The sequence below is a fragment of the Actinopolymorpha sp. NPDC004070 genome, from assembly GCF_040610475.1.
GTDB lineage: Bacteria > Actinomycetota > Actinomycetes > Propionibacteriales > Actinopolymorphaceae > Actinopolymorpha.
The window spans coordinates 44200-63512 of sequence record NZ_JBEXMJ010000015.1 but is presented as its reverse complement, the minus strand read 5'-3'; the positions used below and the strand labels follow the sequence as shown (position 1 = coordinate 63512).

At 71.7% G+C, this 19313-nt stretch carries 11 protein-coding genes; 5 read left to right on the top strand and 6 right to left on the bottom strand.

What is annotated here, in order from left to right; all coding sequences use genetic code 11:
• Window positions 1–323 precede the first annotated feature (323 nt).
• Window positions 324–779, bottom strand: a complete 456-nt coding sequence (locus tag ABZV93_RS24525) for a hypothetical protein (RefSeq protein ID WP_354940138.1) — start codon at window positions 777–779, stop codon at window positions 324–326.
• Window positions 780–1051: 272 nt separating this feature from the next.
• On the opposite strand from ABZV93_RS24525, the gene ABZV93_RS24520 reads away from it, so the two are divergent.
• On the top strand, window positions 1052–3946 hold the full coding sequence (locus ABZV93_RS24520; protein WP_354940135.1) for a BTAD domain-containing putative transcriptional regulator: 2895 nt from the start codon (window positions 1052–1054) through the stop codon (window positions 3944–3946).
• 28 nt (window positions 3947–3974) lie between these two features.
• Here ABZV93_RS24520 and leuS read toward each other — a convergent pair whose 3' ends face one another.
• Window positions 3975–6491: a leucine--tRNA ligase gene (leuS, locus tag ABZV93_RS24515; protein WP_354940132.1), complete on the bottom strand. Its 2517-nt coding sequence runs from the start codon at window positions 6489–6491 to the stop codon at window positions 3975–3977.
• Between the two features lie 246 nt (window positions 6492–6737).
• Here leuS and ABZV93_RS24510 point away from each other — a divergent pair, with 246 nt between their 5' ends.
• The 3 genes from ABZV93_RS24510 (at window position 6738) to ABZV93_RS24500 (ending at window position 12490) form a co-directional block, all read left to right on the top strand.
• Entirely contained in the window at window positions 6738–8513 is a 1776-nt protein-coding gene (locus ABZV93_RS24510; protein ID WP_354940129.1) for a hypothetical protein, read from the top strand.
• Window positions 8514–8669: 156 nt separating this feature from the next.
• Window positions 8670–11537, top strand: coding sequence for an SNF2-related protein (locus ABZV93_RS24505; protein ID WP_354940126.1), 2868 nt, complete (start codon window positions 8670–8672; stop codon window positions 11535–11537).
• Complete coding sequence (locus tag ABZV93_RS24500) at window positions 11534–12490, top strand: SWIM zinc finger family protein (RefSeq protein WP_354940123.1); 957 nt, start codon at window positions 11534–11536, stop codon at window positions 12488–12490. The genes ABZV93_RS24505 and ABZV93_RS24500 overlap by 4 nt, the downstream gene beginning before the upstream one ends.
• A gap of 13 nt (window positions 12491–12503) precedes the next feature.
• Here ABZV93_RS24500 and ABZV93_RS24495 read toward each other — a convergent pair whose 3' ends face one another.
• Window positions 12504–13034 carry a MarR family transcriptional regulator gene (locus tag ABZV93_RS24495; RefSeq protein WP_354940121.1) on the bottom strand — a complete coding sequence of 177 codons (531 nt, stop codon included), beginning with the start codon at window positions 13032–13034 and terminating at the stop codon, window positions 12504–12506.
• 184 nt (window positions 13035–13218) lie between these two features.
• Here ABZV93_RS24495 and ABZV93_RS24490 point away from each other — a divergent pair, with 184 nt between their 5' ends.
• Window positions 13219–15093 (top strand): ABC transporter ATP-binding protein, encoded by a 1875-nt coding sequence (locus tag ABZV93_RS24490; protein WP_354940118.1) that lies wholly within the window; start codon window positions 13219–13221, stop codon window positions 15091–15093.
• Between the two features lie 7 nt (window positions 15094–15100).
• Here the strand turns inward: ABZV93_RS24490 and ABZV93_RS24485 are convergent, their stop codons facing one another.
• The 3 genes from ABZV93_RS24485 to ABZV93_RS24475 form a co-directional block, all read right to left on the bottom strand.
• The gene (locus ABZV93_RS24485) at window positions 15101–17575 is read right to left on the bottom strand and encodes a polysaccharide lyase 8 family protein (RefSeq protein WP_354940115.1); all 2475 of its coding nucleotides are present in this window, start codon (window positions 17573–17575) and stop codon (window positions 15101–15103) included.
• A gap of 80 nt (window positions 17576–17655) precedes the next feature.
• Window positions 17656–18504, bottom strand: a complete 849-nt coding sequence (locus tag ABZV93_RS24480; RefSeq protein ID WP_354940112.1) for a class I SAM-dependent methyltransferase — start codon at window positions 18502–18504, stop codon at window positions 17656–17658.
• A gap of 3 nt (window positions 18505–18507) precedes the next feature.
• Window positions 18508–19302 carry an RNA methyltransferase gene (locus ABZV93_RS24475; protein WP_354940109.1) on the bottom strand — a complete coding sequence of 265 codons (795 nt, stop codon included), beginning with the start codon at window positions 19300–19302 and terminating at the stop codon, window positions 18508–18510.
• Window positions 19303–19313 lie beyond the last annotated feature (11 nt).

Here is a 19313-nt window from a genome sequence, read left to right as displayed (position 1 = left end):
ATCGACGGCGATCGCGCGAGGTCGCTGATCACCGGTGGCCGGACATGAAGAAACCCCTCACGCAGAGGGGTTCGCCGCGCCGACGCGGTGCAGAGCACCCGCTGAGGTCAGCGCGGCCCGGTAAGGAGCAGGACCACCGACATGCCAGGAGGATAGCCCGTTGGCCCCGGTGGGTGCAGCACGAATGTCCGAACCCGGATCCAATGGAGCCATCGGTCGGCGTGGACGAAGGCGTTCCCCGGCCCGTCGGACCGGGGAACGCCGCCCGCGAGGTCGCGGCGAAGGGCCACGCCGGCGGGAAAGACGCCGAGGGAACGTCGACCTCAGGTGGTGCTCGCCATCAGGTCGGACTCGGGGCCGATCCACTTCTTGGTCTCACCGTCGTACCTCGAAGCGCGGAAGTTCAACCAGCTTCCTTCGGCGAAATCCTTGTCGCACACCACCCACGTCCCAGCCTTGTACGGGTTGCGGCAGGTGCCCCAGCGACCGTAGTTGGTGTACCACCGCATGACGGCGGAGTACCCGTCGGCCTTCGTGTCCTTGACGTAGATCTTGTCGCCGTACGGCTTGTAGCAGGCCGTCGAACCGGTGGTGGAGATGCAGTGGTAGGTGCCGGACGGACCCGAGGTGAGCACCCCGGTGTTCCATTCGTAGGAGTAGGCCGATTCGGGCCCGGGGGTGACGATCTCGGCCTGAGCAGCGGGTGCCACCATCGGCGCCGCCGCCATCAGCAGCCCAAAGCCGGTGGTGGCCGCTGCCTTGATGACGCGAGCGATCATGACGTTCTCCTTCTTGGTCCTGACGGTTCCTTGCGCTGCGGGCCGACCCCGCGCCGGCCCGACCCGAACCACAGTGCCGAGCGCGCCTTGACCAGACCTGGATGGAACCTGAACCCGACCTGGATGCAAGCTGGAGCCGTGTCGTCGCGTCCACACGGGTGAGACAGGAAGCCGCTACGGGGAGACAAGCGATGCGGATTCGGATTCTGGGGCCGTTGAAATTGCTAGCCGACGACGGCTGGGAACGCCTCAGTGCGCCCAAGGTGCGGGCGATGTTGACTGCACTGGTCGTCGGCCGGGGCCAGCCACTGTCCATCGACTCCCTGATCGAGGAGGTGTGGCCGGACGGGCCGCCGCGCGGCGCCGTCAACCAGATCCACGGGTATGCGGTACGCCTGCGCCGCCTCCTCGCCGACCCCCACGGTCGTCTCCTGCGCACGAGCCAGCCGGGCTACGAACTCCGGCTCGACGTCGGCGACGTGGACGTAGACCGCTTCGAGGACCTCCTTCGCCGCGGCGAGGACGCGTTGCGCGGACATGACTTCGAGTCGGCTCGCGACTTCCTGGGCGCGGGACTGGAACTGTGGCACGGTGCGCCGTTCGCCGACGTCCCGATGACGTTGAAGCTGCAGGCGGAGGTGGACCGGCTCGAGGAACGCCGGATGACCGCCACGGAAGCCCGGATCGAGGCTGACCTCGCGCTGGGACGTGAGGCGGGACTGGTCGCCGAACTCCGGACGCTGACCGCCAACAGCCCCTACCGCGAGGGACTGTGGCGACAACTGATGCTCGCGTTGTACCGCACGGGCCGCCAGGCCGACGCACTCACCGCCTACCAGGAGCTCCGGCGCCGCCTGGACGAGGACCTGGGCGTCGAGCCCACGCCGGCCCTGAGCGATCTGCACCAGCGAATCCTGCGAGCCGAGGCGGGCCTCGACCTCCCACGGGACACCCCTGCGCCTCCGAACGCCCCCGTCCCGGCAGGCGCGACAGTCCAGGCGGGGACCTCCCCGGCCGAGGCGACGGACCAGCTGGATCGGGCGACGAATCAGCTGGACCGGACGACGGACCAACCAGGCCGTGCGGCGGAGCAGCCGGAGCCGGCTTCCTCGCCGAACTCGCCCTCGTTTCTCGTCCCACATCAGTTGCCCGCCGACCTGCCCGACTTCACCGGGCGGGAGGAGGAACTTCGTGCGCTGGACGCACTGATCGGCCTGCCGGATGCGCCACCCGCGACGTCTCCGGTGCTGGTGGCCGTCGACGGCGCGGGCGGGATCGGAAAGACGACGCTCGCACTGCACTGGGCGCACAGCGTCGCCCACCGCTTCCCGGACGGCCAGGTCCACATCGACCTGCATGGCTACCACCCGGACGCGCCACTGCCGACCGACGCAGCTCTCGACCACCTGTTGCGGTCGCTTGGCGTCGATGGAGACTCCGTCCCGCGTGGTGTCGAGGCCCGGGCCGCGCTGCTCCGTTCGGTGCTGTCGGGCCGCAGGGTGCTGCTGATCCTGGACAACGCGCGATCGGCCGAGCAGGTACGCCCGTTGCTCCCGGGAACGCCTGGTTGCTTCGTCCTGGCGACCAGCCGTGATGATCTTGCCGGGTTGGTCGCCCGCAACGGCGCCCGTCGCCTGACGCTGGACCGCTTCTCCCCCGCGACCGCACACGACCTGCTGCGGTCGATCCTCGGTCCGCGCAGGGTCGACGACGAGCCGGAGGCCGCGCTTGCCATCGGCGAGTACTGCGGTGGCTTCCCGCTGGGACTTCGCATCGCCGCCGAACGCGTTGCCCGGCGCCGGTCCCTCTCCCTTGCCGACGTCGCGGCCGAGTTCGCCGATCCGTCCCGGCGGCTCGACGCACTGGACGTGCCGCGCGACCCCACCGCGGCTGTCCGCGAGGTGTTCTCCTGGTCCTACCGCGCACTGTCCCCCGAGGCTGCCCGCGCCTTCCGGCTGCTCGGCCTGGGTCCCTCCCCCGAGTTCCCCACCGCGGCCGCCGCGGCCGCGCTCGGAACCAGCCGGACGACCGCCCTTCGGCTCCTGGACGAACTCGCCGGATGCCACCTGATCGAGCCGGTGCATGTCGAACGATGGCGGGCCCACGACCTGCTGCACGCCTACGCCCGGGAGGTGCTGACTGCCGAGGAGCCACCGCAGGAGCGCGACAACGCCCTGCGCCGGCTCCTCGACTGGATTCTGCGGACGGCCGACGCCGCGGTCCGGATGCTCGATCCGGCGCGCCGTCACCTGGAGCTGCCGCCCGCACAGTTCGCGGTGGAGCCGCAGACTTTCACCGGTTATGCGCAGGCCCTGGACTGGTGCGACCTGGAAGGCTCGGCCTTCCTACCGCTGATCCGGATTGCTGCGGACTCGGGTGAAGCTACGACCGCCTGGCAGCTCGCAGCCGCGGTCTGGAGCTACTACTACCTTCGCGGAAGGGCAGCGGAGTGGGTGGCCGCCGAACGCGTCGCGCTGGACGCGGCACGCCGTTCGCACGACGACTCCGGCGAGGCGTGGACACTCAACCGGCTCGGTGTCGCGCACCGCGAGCGCGGCGACCTGGACGAGGCACGTGCCTGCTTTCAGGCGTCGGTGGAGGTCAGGCGCCGTACCAGTGACCGGTTCGGTGAGGCCAGCTCGCTGGACAACCTGGGCAGCGTGTTCCGAATGCTGTCCCGGCACGGTGACGCGATCGACTGCCGGCAGCGGGCCATCGAGATCCAGCGCGAGATCGGCGACCGGATCGGAGAGGCCGGTACGTTGAGCAACCTGGCCCTGTCCTACCTTGATATGGGGCAGCTGGACGAGGCGTTCGACGCACTCCAGCGCGCGCTGGAGATCCAGCACGTCGAGGGCGACGAGTACGGCCTGGCCGAGACGTACGCAGGTCTGGGCACGGCCCACCTTCAAACGGGTGATCCGCACACGGCGGCGGAGCAGCTACGACGAAGCCTCGACCTCTACCGCCGTCGGGACGACCAACCGGGAGCCGCCCGGGCCCTCACCAGACTCGGCGATGCGCTCCACGCATCAGGCGAGCACGAGGCCGCCCGCGACTGCTGGCGGGACGCGCTCGCCGCGCACGCGCGATGCGGCAATTCCGCGGAAAGCGAGGTACAGGCGAGGCTGGCCGCCTCCGCGGCCGACCTCGCCCACCTCTCCTAGGGGCGGTGCGCACACACCCCGAGACGCCCTAGCCCGGGACGATGTTGACCAGCCGCGGGGCCCGCACGATCACCTTGCGGATCTCCCGGCCGGCCAGGGCGCTCTGCACCCGCTCCGACGCAAGCGCGAGTTGACGCAGGTCGTCCTCGGAGATGTCCGGGGACACCTCGAACTTGTCCCGCAGCTTTCCGGCGACCTGGGCCACCGCGGTCAGCGTCTCCGCCGCGGCGAGGTCGGCGTCGTAGGTCGGCCAGCCGGCCAGCGCCACCGTCGGCTCGTGACCGAGGCGTTCCCACATGTCCTCGGCGGTGTAGGGGGCGATCAGGCTGAGCATGACCGCGAGCGCCTCCGCCGCCTCCCGCACCGCCGGGTCGGCAGCGCCGGGACCTGTGTCGATCGCCTTGCGTACGGCGTTGGTCAGCTCCATCAGGCGGGCGACCGCGACGTTGAACTTGAACGACTCGACGTGCTCGGTGACCTCCTTGATCACCGCGTGGGTGACCTTGCGCAGTGCACGGTCACCGTCGGCCGGGTCGGCACCGCGTTCGCTCGCCACGTCGCTGGCCACTCGCCAGGCGCGCTGCAGGAAGCGCAGCGAACCCGCCGGCGACAGGTCGGCCCAGTCGATGTCGTCCTCGGGCGGCCCGGCGAACACCATCGTCAGCCGAATGGCGTCCACGCCGTACATCGCGAGCTGCTCACCCAGGTCGACACCGTTGCCCAGCGACTTGCTCATCGCCTTGCCCTGGTTGATGACCTGGCCCTGGTTGAGCAGCGCCTTGAACGGTTCGGTGAAGTCGAGCACGCCCATGTCGTGCAGCACCTTCACGAAGAACCTGCTGTACAGCAGGTGCAGGATCGCGTGCTCCACGCCCCCGACGTACTGGTCGACCGGCATCCACCGGCGAACGTCGTCGGGCTCGAACGGACCCTCCTCGTCGTTCGGGGAGCAGTAACGCAGGTAGTACCACGAGGAGTCGACGAAGGTGTCCATCGTGTCGGTGTCCCGGCGCGCCGTTCCACCGCACTTCGGGCACTCCACCTCGACCCAGTCGCTCGCGGCCGCCAGCGGCGAGGTGCCCTTCGGGGACAGGTCCGCACCGCGCAGGTCGGGCAGCTCGACCGGCAGCTGCTCGTCGGCGACGGGCACCTCTCCGCAGGTGGAGCAGTGCACGATCGGGATCGGCGCTCCCCAGTAACGCTGCCGCGACACCAGCCAGTCGCGCAGCCGGTACGTCACCGCACCACGCCCGAGGCCCTTGCTCTCCAGCCAGGAGATGATGGTCGTCTTCGCCTCGTCGACGCCGAGACCGTCCAGGCTCACCTCGGCGTTCGCGGAGTTGACCGCCGGGCCGTCGCCGACGTAGGCCTCGCCGTCGAAGTCGGCCGGCGGCTGCACCGTACGCACGATCGGCAGGTCGTAGCGGCGGGCGAACTCCCAGTCGCGCTGGTCCTGCGCCGGGACCGCCATGATCGCGCCGGTGCCGTAGTCGGCCAGCACGTAGTCGGCGGCGTAGATCGGGATCCGCTGGCCGTTGACCGGGTTGACCGCGTGCACGCCCAGGAAGACGCCGGTCTTCTCGCGTTCGGTGGACAGCCGCTCGATCTCGGTGGTGCGCTTGACGTCCTCGAGGTAGGTCTCGAACGCCTCCCGCTGGTCCGCCGTCACCAGCTCGGCCGCCAGCTTCGACTCCGGCGCCACCACGAAGAACGTGGCGCCGAACAGCGTGTCCGGCCGGGTGGTGAAGACGGTGACCGGCTCCTCGCGTCCCTCGACGGCGAAGTCGACGTAGGCGCCCTCGGACCGGCCGATCCAGTTTCGCTGCATGCTCAGCACGCGCTCGGGCCAGTGGCCCTCCAGCGGCTCCATGTCGTCGAGCAGCCGCTGGGCGTAGTCGGTGATCTTGAAGTACCACTGGGTCAGCTCACGCTTGGTGACCGGCGAGCCACAGCGTTCGCAGTTGCCGGCGACGACCTGCTCGTTGGCCAGCACCGTCTGGTCGGTCGGGCACCAGTTGACGTAGGACGCCTTGCGGTAGGCCAGGCCACGTTCGTACAGGCGCAGGAACAGCCACTGCGTCCAGCGGTAGTAGGACGGGTCGCAGGTCTGCAGGCGGCGGGACCAGTCGAAGGAGACGGCGTACCGCTTGAACGACTCCGCCTGGGTGTCGATGTTGGCGTAGGTCCACTCGGCGGGGTGGGCGTTGCGCCGGATCGCGGCGTTCTCCGCCGGCAGCCCGAACGCGTCCCAGCCGATCGGGTGCAGGACGTTGTAGCCGCGCTGGAACCAGTAGCGGGCCAGCAGGTCACCGAAGGCGTACGCCTCGCCGTGGCCCATGTGCAGGTCGCCGGAGGGGTACGGGAACATGTCGAGCAGGTAGCGCCGCTCGCGGGTGTCGGGCTCGGCAACCGGGTCGTCGCCCGCGAGCCGGTCGGCCCGGAACGGGTCCATCCGCTGCCACACCGGCAGCCATTTGCCCTGGATGGTGTGGAAATCGTAGGTGTCCGCCGCGGCGTGGCCGTCTCGGGCGCTGGGTTCGCTCATCGTTCCTGACTCCGTCGAGGACTGGTGGACGCTCCGACAAAAGAAGAAACCCCTCGCACAGGAGGGGTTGCCACGCCGACGCGGTGCTCGAAGCACCCGCTGATGGTCAGCGCGGCTCGATAAGGAGCAGAGCCGTCCGCATGCGGCCCAGGGTAGCGCACCGGTCACTTCCGGCGGCCCGCGGACAGCAGTCGCACGCCGTCCCGGCCCGGCGAGCGCGGGGCCGGACGTGAAAGGCTTCCGCCCATGAGTCCGCGAAGCCGAGGACGCCGAGGCGACCGCCGCCGCCCCTCCGACACCCGCCGAGCCCGACGACGCGAGGACGGCCGGGCCGGCCGCCCCACCGGCCCGCACACGCCGGGACCCGGGGCCGACGCGGCCTTCGGTCAGCTCGGTGGCCAAGGTGCCGGATCGGCCGGCGGCCCCGGCGACGGGCCCACGGGCCACCCGGCGGCGGAGTTCGCCGCCGAGGTGCTGGCCGCCACCCCGCAGCTGACGGCGCTGACCTCGCCGTTGCAGGCGGAGGGGTTCGTCTCCAGCGTGATCGGCACCTGGTGGCAGCTCCCCACCCAGGCGTTCGGGCCGGTGCTGGTCGCAGAGGCCCGCCGCGCCGGGGGCGCCGGAGCGGTCGCGTTGCTGTACGGCCTCGCCGCCCTGGCCGAGCCCCCGGTTGCCGAGCTGGCCCGGTCCGCGCTCGACGGGCCGGCCTCCCGCGACGGTGTGCCGGCGTGGGCCGAACGCCTGGGCTCTGCCAGGGTCGAGCGGTGCCTCGCCGTCAGCGAGGACCTCGGCGACAACACGCAGTACATCCTGGTGTGTGCCTATCCCGACAAGGAGCACGGAGACGAACCGCACGGCCTCGTGGTGCTGGTCGACCACAACCTCGGCGGCATCGCCAAGGACGTCTGGGCGACCGACCGGGCCGCCGAACTGGAATCACAGGCGCAGGCCACCGTCGCCGCCGACCCCGACCTGACGCTGACCGAGGTCGACCCGGCGGACGCGAAGATCATTCTGGGTGAGGCGTTCGCGGCCACCGACGAGGCCGTCGAGCCTCCGCTCGGTGATTCGTTCCGCGACCTGCGTGCCGCGCTCCTGGCCCGGCTGCGCACCCTGCCCGACGGCGGGTCCGTCCCCGAGCCGCCGCCGTGGCCGGACGCCCGCCGGGCCCAACTCGTCCAGGACTTCGCCGCCTCGCCGGAGGTCGCGGAGCTCAGCCCGGCCGACGTCGACGCCGCCCGGGCGTTCGCCAAGGAACTGGTGGACTTCGGGTGCGAGTACGACCGGGGGCAGCCGCTGCGGGTCAGCCCGGTCAAGCTGGAGGGATACCTGCTCGGCTGGCTTCCGCGTACCGGCCTGCTCGACCGTCGGTACGTCGACGCCGTGCCGGCGGTGCTGACGGCCTGGGTGCGGTACGCCGGGCGGCGCAACGACCTGTCCACCTCCTCGGTCGAGGGGGTGCTCGCCGCCGTGCGGGCGTTCGCGCCGAGGTTCGCCGAGACCTACGACGACCCGTCGGCGTGGGGCCCGGCGCGGACCGCGGTGGAGTCGCTGCTGGCCGACCTCGATCCCGACCAGGACAACGCCGACGAGGTTTTCGAACGCCGGATGTTCGCGCTCAACCGGGTGCCCGCGCCGGGGTTCGACGTCACCGACGACGACGCGGTGGCCACGCTGGTGGCCGACGACCTTCGGGTCGGCTCGGAGGATTCGGACAGTACGGAGGACGCGGAGGACGCGGAGGACTGGGACGGCGCGGAGGTCGCGGAGCCGACGTCCCGGGAGATCGCGGCCCGCACGGCGGTCGTCCGGTGCCTGTGGTTCGACGACCCGCCGCAGCTGTGGGCGACCGCGCAGCGGCTGCTCGACGCGGGGTACGCCCGGGCCGAGGTGCTGGCGGCGCTTGCGTACGCGCTGGCCGACGCCACTCCCGAGGGGGAGGTGAAGGGGGCGGACGCCGTACGGCTGCGCGAGGCGCTGGACGCACTGCCCGGTTCGTGGAGGCTCGGCGCCCCGGAGTAGCCACCACACCCGTGACCGGTGGCGAAGCGTTCGAGGCGACCGCGCCGTTCGCGATCACGGTCCGCCCGGCGGAGCTGGTCGCCGGCTGACCCGCGACGACCAGCGGTCGGCGGCCGGCGGCCGGAGGTGTCGGCGGCGGCCGCTAGCCTTCGCGAGGTGACACAGCAACCGGACCCGGCCGGCCTGGAGGCGGTGTTCGTCCCGGCCGACCCGCCGCGTGCCGGTGTGCTCGCGTTATGGGCTCCGGGCGGGACTGACCGGGGCGACCGAGTCGATGGCGGAGACGACCAAGGTAAGCACGGCGTGGAGGTCGTTCTGCCCGCCGGCTCTCGCGTACGCCGCGCCCGGGTGCCCGCTCGCCTGGTCCCGTTGCCGGAGGCGCTCACCCTGCTGTGCGGGCGTCAGGCTCCTCCGGACGCGACCGCCTCCTACCGTGCCTGGGCCTCCGCCGCGCTCGCCGGGCTCGGCCTGGTCGCGCGTGGACGGCTGCGCCCGGCGGCGAGTCCGCAGGGGTACGGCGCCTGGCGGGCAGGCCCGCTCGATCCAGACGACCGGGCCTGGCTGGCGAAGCTGGTCGCGGCGATGCCGCCGACGGCGCACGCGCTGCCGGTGCCGGGCAGCCGGCCGCTGCGGATGAGTGGCGCGAGCGCGCTGGTTCAGGCGTTCTGGGACGCGATCGCCGACACGCTCGCCCGGGACTCCGGAGATCAGGAAGAACCCTCGGCCGGGGCGGCGCTGACCCCGTTCGAGGCGTTGGCACCCACTCCGCTGGCCGAGCAGGTGGCCGCCTGGCTGGCTGCCGACGAGGCCGCGGCCGAGACCGACCGGCCGGGCGCCAAGCTCGTGCTGCGGATCCAGCCGCCGGAGGTCGAGGCACCCGACAATGAGACGCCGGACGAGGAGGCGACGGCACCCGCTCCCCCGTTCCGCGGCGTACTCCAGCTCCGCAGTGCCGTCGACCCCAGCCTGCTGGTGGACGTCGCCGACCTGTGGGCCGCGCCGGCCGCGGTCCTGGCAAGGCTCGGCGCCCAGGCCGAGACCGACCTGCTGCTGGCGCTGCGCCGCGGTGCCCGGGCCTGGCCACCGCTCGGCGCCGCGCTCACCGCCGCCACGCCGGCGGCCATCGACCTCGCCGACGCCGACCTGGAGGACCTGCTGGCGCGGGGAGCCGAGGCCCTCGACCTCGTGGGCACGGAGGTGCTGTGGCCCAAGGAGCTCGGCGGCGGCGCGCTGTCGCTGAAGGCGAAGGCCACCACTCCGCGCGTGGCCGGCGCCGGCGAGCCCGCGTTCTCGCTGCGCCAGATGCTGGAGTTCCGCTGGCAGCCGACGCTGGACGGAGCGGAGCTGACCGAGGAGGAGATCGCCGCGCTCGCGGAGGCGAAGCGGCCGTTCCTGTGGTTGCGCGGCCGGTGGGTACGCGTCGACCGGCAGCTGCTGGACCGGCTGCGCAGGCGCGGGCCACGCACGCTGGGAGCGGCCGAGGCGCTGGCCGCCGCGCTGGCCGGTGAGCTGACGGTCGACGACGAGCGCATCAAGTTCGTGCCGGACGAGCGGATCGGCCGACTCGCCGAGCTCCTCACCGACGTGGGCGCCGACACCGACGTCGCCGCGCCGCCGGACCTCGCGGCCACCCTGCGCCCTTACCAGCAACGCGGACTGGCCTGGCTCGCCCAGCTCACCGGTCTGGGCCTCGGCGGCTGCCTGGCCGACGACATGGGTCTGGGCAAGACCGTCCAGCTGATCGCGGTCCACCTGCATCGCCGCCCGCTGGACCTGGGGCCGACGCTGGTGGTGTGCCCGACGACACTGCTCGGCACCTGGCAGCGGGAGCTGCGCCGGTTCGCGCCGACGACGCCGGTCCGCAGATATCACGGTGGCACCCGGCACCTGTCCGACCTCGCCCCGGACGAGGTGGTCCTCACGACGTACGGCGTCGTCCGCCGCGACCACGCGGAGCTCGCCGGCGCGCGCTGGGGGCTGGTCGTCGCGGACGAGGCCCAGCACGCGAAGAATCCCCTGGCCCGCACGGCCCGCGCCCTGCGTACGATCCCGGCCGCGGCGAGGATCGCGCTGACCGGCACCCCGGTGGAGAACCACCTCTCCGAGCTGTGGTCGATCCTGGACTGGACTACGCCCGGCCTGCTCGGGCCGCTGGAGCGGTTCCGGCAGAGGGTCGCCGTCCCGATCGAGCGCTACCGCGACCCGGCCGCCACCGAACGCCTGGCCCGGGTCACCGCGCCGTTCCTGCTGCGCCGGCGCAAGTCCGATCCCGGGATCGCACCGGAGCTGCCGCCGAAGACCGAGAGCGACGTGGTCGTCGGCCTCACCACCGAGCAGGCCACCCTCTACAAGGCCGTGGTCACCGAGGTGATGGCCGAGATCCAGGAGTCGGAGGGCGTCGCCCGGCGTGGCCTGGTCCTGGCGCTGCTCACCGCGCTCAAGCAGGTCTGCAACCACCCCGCGCAGTACCTCCACGAGTCCGGTCCGCTGCCGGGGCGGTCGGGCAAGCTCGCCGCCCTCGACGACCTGCTCGACGTCATCCTCGCCGAGGGCGAGTCGGTGCTGATCTTCAGCCAGTACGTCGAGATGTGCCGGCTGCTGCAGGACCACCTGGACAGCCGGGGCGTACGAAACCTCTTCCTGCACGGGGGAATCACCGCCCGCAAGCGTGAAGGGATGGTGGCCGACTTCCAGGCCGGCGCGGCGCCGGTGTTCCTGCTCTCCCTCAGGGCCGGCGGCGTCGGGCTCACGCTCACCCGCGCCACCCACGTCGTGCACTTCGACCGGTGGTGGAACCCCGCGGTGGAGAACCAGGCCACCGACCGCGCCTACCGCATCGGGCAGGACCATCCCGTGCAGGTCCACCGGCTGGTGACCGAGGGCACGCTGGAGGACCGGATCGCGGCCGTGATCGAGGCCAAACGCGAGCTGGCCGACTCGGTGATCGGGTCCGGTGAGAGCTGGATCGCCGACCTGTCCGACAACGAGCTCGCCGACCTGGTCGCCTTGGGGAGTACGCCGTGAGCCCGGGCAACCCACGCGGACCGGGCGGCAGCCGTACGTCCGGCGACTGGTGGTCCGACGAGCCGGCCGGTGGTGGGCACCGCCCACCGGCGGCCACCGGCGCCGGCAGCCGGCGGCCGTTCGGGCTGACCTGGTGGGGGCGGGCTTGGGTGGACGCCCTCGAACACCGCGCCGCCCTCGACCCGGGCCGGCTCGCCCGCGGTCGTTCCTACGCCCGCCGCGGCGCCGTCGGCCGGGTCCAGCTCACCGCCGGCCTGGTGATGGCGCCGGTGCAGGGCAGCCGCCCGGACCCCTACACCGTGACCATCCGGGTGCCGACGTTCCGGCGGGCCGAGTGGGAGCGGGTGCTCGACGTGATCGGCACCCAGATCGGCCGCACCGCCGCGCTGCTGGACGGCGAGCTTCCCCCGGAGGTGGTCGAGGACGTCGGTGCGGCCGGTCTGAGCCTGCTGCCCGGTCCCGGTGACATCCGGCCGGCCTGTTCTTGTCCTGACTGGGGCGAGCCGTGCAAGCACGCGGCCGCGGTGTGTTACCTCGTCGCCGACCTGCTGGACGCCGACCCGTTCACCGCGCTGCGGTTGCGTGGCCGCAGCCGGGACGACATCCTCACCGCGCTGCGGGCCCGTCGGACCGCCGGCCTGCCCGGCGCCGATTCCTCCACGCCTGTACGCCATTCGCGGGTGGTGGACGACGGGTCGGTGCCGGCGCGTTCGGCGTACGCCGACCAGCCGGGCGATCGCCCCGAGCCGCCGCTCCCGCCACTCCCGCCGGACCGGCCCGGTCACCCGGTGCCACTGGCCCAGGAGCCGCCACCGGGCTCGGGAATCGACCCCGGCGCCCTGTCCGAACTGGCCGCCGCCGCGGCCCGGCGCGCGTGGCGGCTTGCCACCGCCGACGTCGAGGCGGCACCCGGCGAGGAAACGGCGCCTGAGGACGAGCCGGACCAGCCGTAGCCGAGAGGCGACGCTAGGACCTGCCGTGGCCCGGGCGGTCGGTACACCCGTCGTCCTCGGCCAGCCGGCCCAGCAGCCGCAGCAGGTCGGCGCGCTCGCGGGCGTTCAGGCGTTCGACCATCGCGACCATGGCGTCACGGCGGCTGCGCCGGATGCGGGCGAGCATGCGCCCGCCCGCGGGTGTCAGGTTCACCAGCGTCGCCCGGCGATCGGCGGGGTCGGGCTTCCTCGCCACCAGGCCGGCCTCCTCCAGGTCGTCCACGACGGAGGTCGCCGAGCGGGGCACGATGCCCAGCTGGTTGGCGAGTTCGCTGATCCGCAACGGGTTCTCGGCGTGGCCCAGGGTCCGTAGCACCCGCATCTGCCCCTGGGTGACCTCGACGCCGAGCGCCTCCAGCGAGCCGCGCCCGGCCCGGCGCTGCCGCCGGACCAGCCCGTCGAGGAGCGCGGCGATCTGCTCGGCGGTGTCGTCCGTCGAGCCGTCAGCCGGGTCGTCGGCCGCGTCGCCCCTGGGGTCGTCCGATGCGCTGTCCGGTCCGTGCACAGTCGTCAGCCTATGGGGTCGCGGGCCGTCACGGTCACCATCTTGTGAGATTACCTCTTAGTGAGTTAACCTCCCTAAATCTGGTTCCCGGCTCAGCCACGAACCGGACCCCGAGCCGGACCGAATCCAGTCCCCCACCCGAAGGGCTTCTATGTCGATGAACCGAGGCGGCGGAGGAGCCGCCATGCGGTCCTTCATGAAGGACACCTCGGTACGCGGGCACAAGCTCGCTCCCGGCACGATCCGCCGCATCCTCGCGTTCGGCCGCCCCTACCGCGGCCTGCTGACGATCTTCCTGTTCCTGGTGGCCGTCGACGCGACCGTCGGCGCCGTCACTCCCCTGCTCTTCCGCGCGATCATCGACGACGGCATCACCCCACGCCGCACCGACGTCGTGGTGTCCCTGGCCGGCGTCGTCGCGCTTCTCGCCCTGCTGTCCGCCGCCGCCACCCTGGCCCAGCGATGGTTCTCCGCCCGAATCGGCGAGGGCCTCGTCTTCGACCTGCGCACCGCGGTGTTCGACCACGTGCAGGGAATGCCGGTCGCGTTCTTCAGCCGTACGCAGACCGGCGCGCTCATCCAGCGCCTCAACGGCGACGTACTCGGCGCCCAGCAGGCGTTCACCTCCACCCTGTCCAACGTGGTGAGCAACCTGCTCAGTGTGGTGCTCGTGCTCGCCGCGATGCTCGCGATGTCGTGGCAGATCACCCTGCTGGCACTGGTGCTGCTGCCGCTGTTCGTCCTGCCCGCCCGGATGATGGCGCCTCGGCTGCGCGCGGCGACCGCCGAGAGCTACCGGCTCAACGCCACCATGGCCCAGACGATGACCGAGCGGTTCAACGTCGCGGGCGCCATGCTGGCCAAGTTGTTCGGCCGCCCGCAGGACTCCTCCCGCGACTTCGCCGGCAAGGCCGCCCGGGTGCGCGACATCGGGGTGACCACCGCGACGTACGCCGGGATCTTCCGGGTCTCGCTCACTCTCGTGGCCGCGCTCGCGGTGGCCCTGGTCTACGGTCTGGGCGGCGTCTTCGCCGTCGAGGGCGCGCTCGGCATCGGCACGGTGGTCGCGCTCACCGCCTACCTCACCCGGTTGTACGGACCGCTCACCTCGCTGTCGAACCTCCAGGTCGACGTGATGACGACGCTGGTCAGCTTCGAACGGGTCCTCGAGGTGCTCGACCTGCCGCCGATGGTCGCCGACCGCGCGGACGCGACGGACCTCCCGGCGGACGTCGAACCCGCGCTGGAGTTCGACCACGTGTCGTTCCGCTACCCCTCCGCGGCGGAGGTCTCCCTCGCCTCCCTGGAGTCGGTGGCCACGCTGTCCAGGCAGGCCGGTGAGGAGGTGCTGCGCGACGTGACCTTCGAGGTCGCGCCGGGCCGCATGGTCGCCGTCGTCGGCCCCTCCGGCGCCGGCAAGACGACGCTCGCCTCACTGGTGTCCCGGCTGTACGACGTGACCGGCGGCGCCGTTCGCATCGGCGGGTACAACGTGCGTTCGGTCACCCAACGGTCGCTGCGGTCGGTCATCGGCGTGGTGACCCAGGACTCGCACATGTACCACGACACCATCCGCGCCAACCTGCTGCTGGCCCGCCCGCAGGCAACCGACGCCGACCTGTGGGCAGCCCTGGACGCCGCCCGGATCGGTCCCCTGGTGGCCGGTCTGCCCGACGGGCTGGACACGGTCGTCGGCGACCGCGGCTACCGGCTGTCCGGCGGCGAACGCCAGCGGCTCGCCATCGCCCGCCTGCTGCTCAAGGCGCCGTCGATCGTCATCCTGGACGAGGCCACCGCGCACCTGGACTCGGAGTCGGAGGCCGCCGTGCAGGCCGCACTGGCCACCGCGCTGACCGGGCGTACGTCCCTGGTGATCGCGCACCGCCTGTCGACCGTCCGCGACGCCGACGAGATCCTGGTTCTCGACCAGGGGCAGGTACGCGAACGCGGAACGCACGAGCAACTGCTGGCGGCCGGCGGGCTGTATGCCGAGCTGTACCGAACGCAGTTCGCCCGCCAGGACGGCGAGGGCGAACTCGCCGTGGTGCCCGCGTCATGAGCCGGTGCTACCGACCCTGCGCCAGGCGGAACTTCGCGGTGAACGACTTTCCCCTTGCGGCATGGACGTCCACCGCGAGTTTGATGGTCGGGCTCAGCTGGGTCACCGTGATCCGGGGATCGCCGGAGACGAGGGACAGGGCCGCTCGGTCGACCTCGAGGTCGATCGTCCCCGGGTTCTCCATCGTCGGGTCGTTCACCGCGATCTCGAACGTGTCACCGGCCACCTCCCTCGTCATCACCGAGGCACGCCTGTTGCTGGTGACCTCGCCTGCCCTGGTGGCCGCGTCGGTCCAGAAGTTGTAGCCGGTGACTCCGAGGGTGTTCTCGCGGACGGCGTGCACCGCGGCGGTGTTGGCGAGGACGGCGATGTCCGGCCTCCTTGCGTAGTCACGGGTCTGCGCCGGAGTCCGGTTCGGCAGGAGCACATAGCTGTAGGACGCAGCGGCGGGATCCACGCCGTGGTCGAGGGTGAGCGTCATGAAGTGGTTGGTGTACTCCGGGCCGCCGCTGCCGTTGGCGGACAGGTCGGACCAGCGGCCGGTGCGGGTGTCCCGCAGGGCGTCCACCGTCGCGCCGCCCGGGAAGTAGTAGCCGATGGAGTCACGGACGTCGTTGCCGCCGAGGTTGATCCAGCCGACGTCAGTGAGCTCCCGCGACCAGCCGGGGGTGCTCGGCTCGGCCTCCCCGTCGGCGGTCAGCCGGTTGGTGCCCTCCGTGTTCAGCTTGCGGTTCTCCACGACGGTCTCGACGCGGCGGCCGGCCGGGGTGGTGGTCGTGATGTCCGAGCCCAGCGCGACGATCTCGTCGTCGAACATGAACCACGACTTCCGCGCACTGAGCGAGCCGCCCAGCACCCCGCCGACCGGGCGCAGGTGCAGGCCCGAGGCACCGAAGTTTCCGAGCACACTTCCGCCCGACCAGGAATTGGTCGGCACCCCTTCCCCGTCGCCGTTCTGCACGTTTCCCTCGGGGTTGCCGCGGAAGCGGGGACGGACCTCGGTGGTGGTCCCGGGCAGCCGCGCCATGTCGACGGTCGGCCAGAAGTTGCCGGCGAACTGCCCGAGGTCGTCGTTGTAGAGGTACGTCATGCCGTCGCCGGTGTACCAGGCCTTGGCGTTCTCGTTGTTCATCTGCTCGTAGTTCAGCACCCGCTTGGAACTCTTGGCGATCGCGAACGCGAAACCCTTTGCCCGGTGGACGGTCCGGTCCATGCTGTTGTACGCGTAGTGGCCGATCGGTTCCGGGCGCGGCTCGATCGCCGGATCGGCCATGATCTCCTTCACGGTGGTCACCACGAACAAGGTGGCCCGGGAGTTACTGGCGGCGTAGAAGTTCTTGTAGGTGTCCGCACCCACCCAGGACTTGATCATCGCCTTGAACCTCGCGGCCTGCTCGGGCGGCGCGACGGTGGCGATCGTGGCGATGTTGGCGATGACGGCGTGCCCGGCGTCGTGGTCCTGCTCGATGTCCCGCCCGATCGCGCGGCCGCGCACCATGTCCATCCCGGCGCCCTTGTAGACAAGGGGTTCGTAGCCGTTGTAGATCGTGGCGTAGAACTTCCCGGCGTCCTGTGCGGCGATGTCCCACGGTGATCCGCTGAGCAGGTAGACGATGTTCGACAGGCTGTTGAGGTACTCCTTGCCGTACGACAGGTTGTAGGCCACTGCGACGTGGTCGAGGTAGGAGCCGTCCTCGTAGAAGCCGACCCCGCTGGTGGCGTAGTCCAGCAGTGGCGGGATGAGGTTTCGTACGTTCGTGATGCGTTCGCTGCTCTTCTGCAGGACACCGCTCACAAGCTGGTGCACCAGAATGTCGGTGGCGTTCGCGCCTCGCCAGGTTCCGATGTCGGACGGCACGAAATGGTCGAGGGCCGCGGTGTAGTTGTGCAGCTGCGCCGGGCTCAGCTCGTCGTACAGCATCACCGTGATGTCCTTGAGCCGGGTGGGAGCGCCGACGTACCACTCCCACCAGTTGCCCCGCGCCACGGTCGCATCGTTGTACCAGTGGGTGTTCACCCAGTCCAGGGCGGTGATGATGTCGTCTCGCAGGGCGGCGTCGCCGTGCAGGGGGGAACCCGCCGTGGAGAAGGCCAGCGTCATCGCCCGCAGCCGGACGTACGTCGCGTCGATCGCGTAGCCGTTCGCGCTGACGTCGGCGAGGTCGCTCCAGACGTAGGTCTGCGGAGTCGTGTCCATCGTCTCCCAGAAGCCCCGCGCCGCCTGGGTGATGCCGGTGATCCGGCGCGCGACGTCGGGGTCCTCGGTGTTCAGGTCCGGGCCGCCGTCCAGGGAGTCCTTCCAGCGCAGGCGAAGGGTGTCGAAGGAGTCGGCGGAGTTCACCGAGCCGGAGGAAGTGGACGAGCTGCCCCCGTCACCGGACGAGCCGGGCGAGTGGGCGTCGTGGCCGGAGGAGCCGTCGCTGTCACCGGGCGTGTCAGCGGGAACACCCAGCCCCAGCAGAGAAAGCAGCAGAACGACCACCACGAGACCGTAACGTGGCGCACTTCTCCTCAGGGCGTCCTCCCCGTGGTGGCGGCGGAATCGTGGACGGAGGACGTCCGCTAGATCCGGACCGCGCGGAGGGCGATGGTGACGAGCGGAACGTCGAACTCTCCGGAGAAGGTCTCCGGCCTGGCCCGCAGGTAGCCGCGGACGCGGGCGAGCACCTGTGCTCGGTCGACCTCGTCCATCACCAGGATCCGCGAGTGCGTGCCGAGCATCCGGACCACCTGCTCACTGGTCCGGCGTTCGTGGGACCCGAACTCCGCGGTCGCCTGGTCGGTGAACGCCAGGTGCTCGAACAACTCCTGCCGCATGGGCGACTCGCGGGTCTCGCGGACCGAACCCAGCGCCTGCACCACCTCGTTGAGTCCGGCCACCCACGCGACACCGTCGTCGTGCAGGTTCCACAGCGTGGCGAGTACTCCACCGGGCCGCAGCACCCGGGCGATCTCCACGAGGGCACGGTCCCGGTCGAACCAGTGGAACGCCTGCCCCACCACCACCGCGTCGAACGCGCCGTCGGGTGCGGGAATCGCCTCCGCGGTCCCGTGGAGAGCAAGCACGTCGGGCAGCCGCCGGTGAAGCTCGGCCAGCATCGCGTCGTCGGGCTCGACCGCGACGACCTCCACGCCGAGACCGCGGACCACCTCGGTCAGCTTGCCGGTCCCGGCGGCGAGGTCCAGCACGCGTACGACATCGTCGCCCGCGACGGGTTCGAGTGCCCAGCGCACCGCGGCCTCGGGGTAGCTCGGCCGGAACTCCGCGTAGGCGGCGGCACTGGCACCGAACGACTCCGCGCGCCGTTCGCGTTGGGTGGGGTCGGCCGGGCGGATGTAGTCGTTGAGAGCCGACCCGGCGGACCCGGTGGAGTCGGCCGTCCCGCCGGCCCCGGTGGAGTTGGTGGACATCGTTCAGCCCCGTCCGCTCGTGGTCGGCGTGCTCGTGGTCAGTCCGCGGCGTACGAGTTCGAACGACACCACGGCGGCCGCGCCGGCGACGTTGAGCGACTCGACGTCTCCCGGCATCGGGATCCGCACCCAGGTGCCGACGTAGGGCCGGATCGCCGGGCTCACCCCGGACGTCTCGCTGCCCAGCACGAACGCGGCGAACGGCGGCACCTCCGCGTCGAACACCGTCTCCGGCGCGTCGGCGGCCAGCCCGAACACCGCGTACCCCGCCTCGACCAGGCGCTCGACCGCGTCCTGCGCGGTCTCCGCCCGCAGCACCGGAGCCCGGAACGCCACGCCCGCGGAGGCCTTCACCACCAGCGGGTCGATGCCGGCCACGCCGTGGTGGGGTACGACGACGCCGGCTACGCCGGCCGCGGTGGCCGAGCGCAGGATCATCCCGACGTTCGACGGGGTGGTGATCCCGTCCAGCACGAGCACGGTGCGCGGTCGCTCGTGGTGGCGTACGTCGAGCGCACCGGCGAGGGTCCGCATCCGCGGCGCCACCACGTCGGCCAGCACGCCGTTGTCGTGCCGCCCGTTGCCGGACAGCAGGGTGATCCGATGAGCCGGCTCCCGGCGTACCGGCACTCCCCTGGCGTCGGCGGCAGCGACGATCTCGCGCACCGACGGGCCGCGGGACCCCTCGGCCACCAGCACCTTGTCGATCTGCAGCGCCTCGTCGGCGAGCGCGGCCAGCACCGGCCGGAAGCCGTACACGGTCACGAACCGGTCCTTGGGCGACACGTCTTCCCGCACGCCGCCCAGTC

Coding starts and splice junctions, on each gene's coding strand:
- ABZV93_RS24525 (WP_354940138.1), bottom strand. CDS start 779: ATGATCGCTCGCGTCATCAAGGCAGCGGCCACCACCGGCTTTGGGCTG.
- leuS (WP_354940132.1), bottom strand. CDS start 6,491: ATGAGCGAACCCAGCGCCCGAGACGGCCACGCCGCGGCGGACACCTAC.
- ABZV93_RS24510 (WP_354940129.1), top strand. CDS start 6,738: ATGAGTCCGCGAAGCCGAGGACGCCGAGGCGACCGCCGCCGCCCCTCC.
- ABZV93_RS24520 (WP_354940135.1), top strand. CDS start 1,052: ATGTTGACTGCACTGGTCGTCGGCCGGGGCCAGCCACTGTCCATCGAC.
- ABZV93_RS24490 (WP_354940118.1), top strand. CDS start 13,219: ATGCGGTCCTTCATGAAGGACACCTCGGTACGCGGGCACAAGCTCGCT.
- ABZV93_RS24480 (WP_354940112.1), bottom strand. CDS start 18,504: ATGTCCACCAACTCCACCGGGGCCGGCGGGACGGCCGACTCCACCGGG.